Origin of the sequence: Actinoplanes sp. NPDC048791 (assembly GCF_040650095.1) — a bacterium.
Lineage (GTDB): Bacteria > Actinomycetota > Actinomycetes > Mycobacteriales > Micromonosporaceae > Actinoplanes.
The window spans coordinates 1-4,490 of record NZ_JBEZGQ010000718.1 but is presented as its reverse complement, the minus strand read 5'-3'; the positions used below and the strand labels follow the sequence as shown (position 1 = coordinate 4,490).

At 73.6% G+C, this 4,490-nt stretch carries 6 protein-coding genes; 4 read left to right on the top strand and 2 right to left on the bottom strand.

What is annotated here, in order from left to right:
* From AB0C29_RS35360 to AB0C29_RS35345, 4 genes are all read left to right on the top strand, one after another.
* Nucleotides 1-570 (top strand): PP2C family serine/threonine-protein phosphatase (locus AB0C29_RS35360; protein ID WP_360829775.1); only part of this gene is annotated, 570 nt, incomplete at its 5' end.
* A gap of 10 nt (nucleotides 571-580) precedes the next feature.
* Entirely contained in the window at nucleotides 581-1,846 is a 1,266-nt protein-coding gene (locus AB0C29_RS35355; RefSeq protein WP_360829772.1) for a VWA domain-containing protein, read from the top strand.
* Nucleotides 1,843-2,490, top strand: a complete 648-nt coding sequence (locus tag AB0C29_RS35350) for an FHA domain-containing protein (protein ID WP_360829769.1) — start codon at nucleotides 1,843-1,845, stop codon at nucleotides 2,488-2,490. Before AB0C29_RS35355 ends, AB0C29_RS35350 begins: the two co-directional genes overlap by 4 nt.
* A gap of 70 nt (nucleotides 2,491-2,560) precedes the next feature.
* Nucleotides 2,561-3,013: a DUF1707 domain-containing protein gene (locus tag AB0C29_RS35345; RefSeq protein ID WP_360829766.1), complete on the top strand. Its 453-nt coding sequence runs from the start codon at nucleotides 2,561-2,563 to the stop codon at nucleotides 3,011-3,013.
* 8 nt (nucleotides 3,014-3,021) lie between these two features.
* Here the strand turns inward: AB0C29_RS35345 and AB0C29_RS35340 are convergent, their stop codons facing one another.
* Nucleotides 3,022-3,813 (bottom strand): inositol monophosphatase, encoded by a 792-nt coding sequence (locus AB0C29_RS35340; protein WP_360829764.1) that lies wholly within the window; start codon nucleotides 3,811-3,813, stop codon nucleotides 3,022-3,024.
* Nucleotides 3,794-4,490: sigma factor-like helix-turn-helix DNA-binding protein (locus tag AB0C29_RS35335; protein WP_360829761.1), on the bottom strand; the 697-nt coding region annotated here is incomplete at its 5' end. The genes AB0C29_RS35340 and AB0C29_RS35335, both read right to left, overlap by 20 nt.

The window sequence follows — 4,490 nt, the reverse complement described above, 5'->3', positions numbered from 1 at the left end:
GGGGCCGCGCTGCCGGAGAGCATCGCCGCGGCGATCCTGGCCGCCGGGACCGCGGTCGCCGCGCTGGCGGCGACCGGCGACCCGCGCCGGACCACGTCCAACCCGGCCTGCACGATCGTCGCGGCCTGCGTGCGCGGCACCGAGATCGGGTACGGCTGGGTCGGCGACAGCCGCGGCTACTGGGTGCCCGTCGAGGGCGAAGCCGTGCAGCTCACCGAGGACGACTCGTGGGCCACCCACGCCATCTCGCTGGGCGTCGACCCGCAGTCCGCCTGGAACGATCCCAAGGCGCACGCCATCACCGCCTGGCTGGGCGCGGACGCGGGCACGATCCGCCCGCGCACCGGTGCCTTCTTCGCCGAGACCCCGGGCCACCTGGTGCTCTGCAGCGACGGCCTGTGGAACTACCTGACCGAGCCGGCCGCCTTCGCCGACACCGTCCGGGCCGCGCTGCGCGACTCGGCGGGTCTGCTGGAGGCCGGTCGCGCCCTTGTCGACTTCGCCAACGCGGCGGGCGGCTCGGACAACATCACCGTCGCCCTCGTCCCCCTCAACACCCTCGACAGCTAAGGGAGAGCCCGTGCCGTACACCGCCGAGGCGTTCCAGAACGAGTTCCTCGCCCTGGGCGCGACCGAAGTCAACGCGATCGTCACCGTCGCCTCGTCCGGCGCGGAGGGCGGACGGCGCACGGCCGGCGCCACCGAGATCATCATCGTCGACTGTTCCGGCTCGATGCAGGCCGAGGGCCGGATGGTCGCCGCCCGCCAGGCCGCCAAGGCCGCGGTCAACTGCATCGACGACGGCGTGCGCTTCGCCATCATCGCCGGCGTGAGCACCGCCCAGCAGCTCTTCCCGGCGCCGGGCCAGCTCGCGGTGGCCACTCCCGAGACCCGGGCCCAGGCCGTCGGCGCGATCGACCGGCTCCAGGCCAACGGCGGTACGGCCATGGGCGCCTGGCTCAAGCTGGCCGGCCAGCTGTTCGCCCAGCGCCCGGGCGACATCACCCACGCCATCCTGCTGACCGACGGCGAGAACGGCGAGTACAAGGGCTACCTCGAGGGTGTGCTGCAGGAGCTCGGCGGCACCTTCACGTGCGACTGCCGCGGCGTCGGCACCAACTGGACGGTCTCCGAGCTGCGCAAGATCGCCACCGCGATGCTCGGCACGGTCGACATCGTCGCCCGCCCGCAGGACCTGGCCGCCGCGTTCGAGCAGATGATGACCGCGGCGATGGGCAAGACCAGCGCCGACGTGCAGCTCAAGGTCTGGACCCCGGTGAACGCGACGGTGCGTTTCGTCAAGCAGGTCGAGCCGCAGGTGGCCGACCTGACCGGCAAGCGGGTCGAGGACGGTCCCCGGGCCGGCCGCTACCCGCTGGGCGCGTGGGGCTCGGAGAGCCGCGACTACCACGTCTGCGTCGACGTGACCGCCGGCGCGGCCGGTGACGAGATGCTCGCGGCCCGGGTGTCCGTGGTGGAGGGCGAGACCGTGCTGGCGCAGACCCTGGTGCGGGCGGTCTGGACCGAGGACTCGGCGCTGTCGACCCGGATCAACCGTCAGGTGGCGCACTACACCGGGCAGGCCGAGCTGGCCGACGCGATCCAGGCCGGCATCGAGGCGCGCAAGGCCGGCGACGACCGGACGGCGACGCTGAAGTTCGGCCGGGCCGCGCAGCTCGCCCACGAGAGCGGCAACAAGGCGACCGAGGAACTGCTGGCCACGGTCGTCGACATCGAGGACGCGGCGACCGGCACGGTCCGGCTGCGCCGCAAGGTCGAGGCGGCCGACGAGATGGCCCTGGACACCCGCTCGACCAAGACCGTGCGGGTGGGACGGTCGTCATGACGACGTACGCCTGTCCCAAGGGCCACGCGTCCACGACGGACGACTTCTGCGACACCTGCGGCGCGAAGATCGGTGGCACGGCGGCGTTCACCCCGGGTGTCGCCCCGGCCGCCCCGCCAACCTTCCCGAGCGGCGAACCCTGCCCGAACTGCGGCACGCCCCGGGCCGGAGCGGGCCGCTTCTGCGAGGACTGCGGCTTCGACCACAGCACCGGCAAGGTGCCCGCGCTGGTCCAGCCCCCGGCGACCGGGCAGCCGGCGGCACAGTGGACGGCGACCGTGTTCGCCGACCGGGAGTACTTCGCGGCCAACGCCATCGAGGGTGTCGACTTCCCCGAGCAGCCCACCGAACGCACGGTGACGCTGCCCGCCCCGCAGGTGCGGATCGGCCGCAAGAGCACGTCGAAGGGCACCGACCCGGAGATCGACCTGGCCGACGCCGACCCGGGCGTCTCGCACAGCCATGCCCTGCTGACCCTGAGCGTGGACGGCGTCTGGCTGGTCTCCGACCTCGGCTCGACCAACGGCACCTACCTCAACGACGAGCCGAAGCCGCTGACGGCCGGGCAGACCCGCAGCGTCGGGCACGGCGACCGGGTCCACGTCGGCGCCTGGACGACCATCCTGCTGCAGGCCCCGGCCTGACCGACTCCGTGCGGGTGACTGTGCGGGTTTCGCCGCGCGGTCCGCCCGGCGCGCGATACGTTCGCCACCGATGAAGGACGAGCGCATCGGCACCGTGCACCGCACCCAGGTGATCGACCAGCTGAGTCAGGCCCTCGGCGAGGGCCTGCTGACCACCGAGCAGTACGACGGCCGGGTGGTCGCGATCAGCACGGCCACGTACGCCTCGGATCTCATGGCCCAGGTGCAGGATCTGCCGCCCCGGTTGCAGTGGGACCCGCGCAACGCCGCGCCGCCGACCCCGCCGAACCGCAACGCCGGGCGGACCGCGCTGATCCTGGGCGTCGTCGGCGTACCGCTGTCGTTCTGCCTGCTGGGCTGGATCTTCGGCATCGCCGCCATCGTCATGAGCACCCGCGGGCGCGGCGCGCACGGCGTCGGGCCGGCGCTGATCGGCCGCGTCCTGGGCATCATCAGCGTCGTGCTGTCCATCGGCGCGGTCGCGGCGCTGGTCTTCGCGCTGAACTCCAGCACCTCGCCGTAGGGGGTGGCTCAGGCCGGCCAGAGCACCTCGGCCGCGGCCTGCCACAGGGAACGGTTCGCGGCGTAGAGCGAGACACCGGCGCGCGGCCCACGGATGCCGTCCACCCCGCCGTAGCAGCCGCCCGCCTCGGTGACGATCAACGAGGTGGCGGCGAAGTCCCACACCTCGCCGCGGGTCTGCACGGCCAGGTCGAGGGTGCCGCCGGCGACGAGCAGGCCGGCGTGCACATCCCATTCCACGGCCGGCGTCACGGCGGTCAGCGGCGCGGCGACGGCCAGGTCGGAGGGGTAGACGTTCGGGGCGACCGGGACGACACCGAGCCGGGCGGCGCTCAGCGTGGTGCGGCGGTCGGTGACGTGGACGCGCTTGTCCGCCGTACCGTCGAGGTTTGTCTCGTAGGCGCCGCCGCCGCGACGCGCCCACCAGACCCGGTCCTGCGCGGGGACCGCGGCCACCCCGGCGACGATCTCGCCGGCCTCCTCCAGGGCGACCAGCACCAGCCACCGGTCGTCGCCCGTGACGAACTGGGCCGTCCCGTCGATCGGGTCGATGATCCAGCGCCGGGCGCCCGCGCCGGTCTCGCCGCCCTCCTCCCCCAGGATGGCGTCGTGCGGCCGGGCCTCGGCCAGCACCGCGCGGATCGCGGCCTCGGTGGCCCGGTCCGCCTCGGTGACGACGCTGCCGTCGGCCTTGAGCTCGCGCGGCAGGCCGGCGAGCTCGGCGAAGTACTTCAGGGCGACTGTCGCGCCGGCGAGGGCGGCTGTCCGGGCCAATTCACAATCACTCTGCACGCGTCCCATCCTGCCCCCACGGCGCGGCCGGCTCGTCGAGAAACGTGGTGATCTCGGTAATCAGGCCGTCCCGGGTCTCGAAGAACATCAGGGCGAACGGCTCGTAGGCCCCACCCGGCCCGGTCGGCCGCTGCTGCCAGTACGCGATCGTGCCGTTGGCCGCGACCGGCACCATCCGCGCGTCCCGGCACGATCCGTCGCCGCCCAGCAGCACCTGCCGGATCTGCTCGCGCCCGCGCAGCCACCACAGCAACGGCGGCATGGTCATCATCGCGTCCTCGTGCAGCAACGCCACCATCGCCGCCACGTCGTAGCGCTCGAACGCCCGGCAGTACCGTTCGAGCAGCGCCTCGGCATCCGGCTCCAACGGCTGCACCGTCCCGGCGCGGCGCACGGTGGCCCGGGCCCGCTGCAGCGAGCTGGTCACCGAGGGCACCGACGTGTCGAGCAGATCGGCCACCTCCCGGGCCGGCCAGCTCAGCACGTCACGCAGGATCAGCACGGCGCGCTGCCGCGGCGAGAGCCGTTGCAGGGCGGCGATGAACGCCAGGCGTACGGACTCCCGGCGCACCGCATGCTCGGCCGGATCGTCGGGCAGCACCCGCTCGTCGGCGATCGGCCGGACCCAGGCCTCCCGCGGCAACGAGGCGCCCGGCTCCGTGGCCGGGCCCAGGTCGACGGCGTGG